1 protein-coding gene and 1 pseudogene are annotated in these 1,574 nt (G+C 60.4%); both read left to right on the top strand.

What is annotated here, in order from left to right:
- Nucleotides 1-503, top strand: a 503-nt coding sequence (locus HUJ17_RS12855) for an MASE1 domain-containing protein (protein WP_290511065.1), incomplete at its 5' end; no start/stop codon positions are given.
- A gap of 65 nt (nt 504-568) precedes the next feature.
- Nucleotides 569-1,519, top strand: a pseudogene (locus HUJ17_RS12850) (transposase zinc-binding domain-containing protein); the annotation flags it as partial.
- Between the last annotated feature and the right edge of the window lie 55 nt (nt 1,520-1,574).

Here is a 1,574-nt window from a genome sequence, read left to right as displayed (position 1 = left end):
ATCAGATTGATGGGGTGAAGGTGCCCCATCAACCATTAAATCCGTATACCCGAAAAACATTCATGGCAGGATGCCATCAACTTCCGGATTCGGCGTCCATGACTCTCGCGCGTTTTTATTCCATCCCCACACTGCTGCAAGGTGCCGCCCTCACCGGGTCGTACGTGCTCACGGGGTTGCTGAGTCTTGACCTGAGCGCCAACGACGGCCTGGCCAGCATGGTCTGGCCGCCGGCCGGCATCGCCCTGGCCGCCATGCTGCTGGGCGGCAACCGATTCCTGCCAGCCATCTGGCTGGGTGGCTTTATCGCCGTCAACGTGACCAGTGGCAGCGTACTGATGGCGCTGCTGTCCGCCTGCGGCACCACCTTCGCTGCGTGGCTGGCACGCACCGCGCTGACGCAACTGCATCCGCAAGACACCCTGTTTGATGGATTGCTACAATCGAGTGGGAGTGACTGGCACTCACAGGCAATGTCTGGCACTGGCTGGCATCACAGCTGAGACTTCAATATCTCGCAGCTGAGCGATAAACTGTATAAAAACACAGTATCGCAAGGATGCGGATCATGCCCCAAGTGGCGGCCAGGATGGCCAGCCGGGACGAGAACACTGGTCGTTACCAGCGTCACCGGCCCGAGCAAACCCTGCTCTATCGGATCGTCGAAGAATACTACCCGACGTTCGCTGCCCATTTGGCGGCGCAGGGCAGGGAACTGCCCGGTTATGTGCAACGCGAGTTTGACGACTACCTCAAATGCGGCCGTCTCGAACACGGCTTTCTGCGGGTGCGTTGTGAGTCGTGTCACGCTGAGCACCTGGTTGCGTTCAGCTGCAAACGTCGGGGCTTCTGTCCTAGTTGTGGCGCACGGCGTATGGCCGAAAGCGCCGCGCTACTGGTCGATGAGGTTCTGCCCGTACAGCCCATGCGCCAATGGGTACTCAGCTTTCCCTTTCAATTGCGCTTTCTGTTCGCCAGCCGGCCGGAGGTCATGGGCCGGGTGTTGGGCATCGTTTACCGCGTCATCGCCACGCATCTGGTCAAGAAAGCGGGCTATACCCACCAAGCGGCCAAGACCGGTGCCGTCACCCTGATCCAGCGCTTCGGCAGTGCACTGAACCTCAACATTCACTTTCACATGCTGTTCCTCGATGGCGTGTACGTTGAGCGTCCCAATGGAACAGCCCGGTTCCTCTGGGTCAGGGCGCCGACCAGCGCCGAACTCACCCAACTGGCGCACACCATCGCCCATCGGGTCGGCCGCTATTTGGAGCGGCAAGGCCTACTGGAGCGGGATGCTGAAAACAGTTACCTGGCCTTGGATGCGGTGGATGAAGATGCGATGACTCCACTGCTGGGGCATTCCATCACGTATCGCATCGCCGTGGGGCCACAGGCAGGGCGCAAGGTGTTCACCCTGCAGACACTGCCCGCCTGCGACCCGGAAGATCAGTTTGGTGACATGCCCGGTAAGGTTGCCGGTTTCTCGCTACATGCCGGCGTAGCGGCCAAGGCCCATTAGCGCAGCAAACTCGAACGGCTGTGCCACTACATCAGCCGCCCGGCGGTGTCTG

The organism is Alcanivorax sp. (genome assembly GCF_014762765.1).
Classification (GTDB): domain Bacteria; phylum Pseudomonadota; class Gammaproteobacteria; order Pseudomonadales; family Alcanivoracaceae; genus Alcanivorax.
Note: the sequence above shows the minus strand (reverse complement) of the source record. Positions and strands in the feature narration are given on the sequence as shown.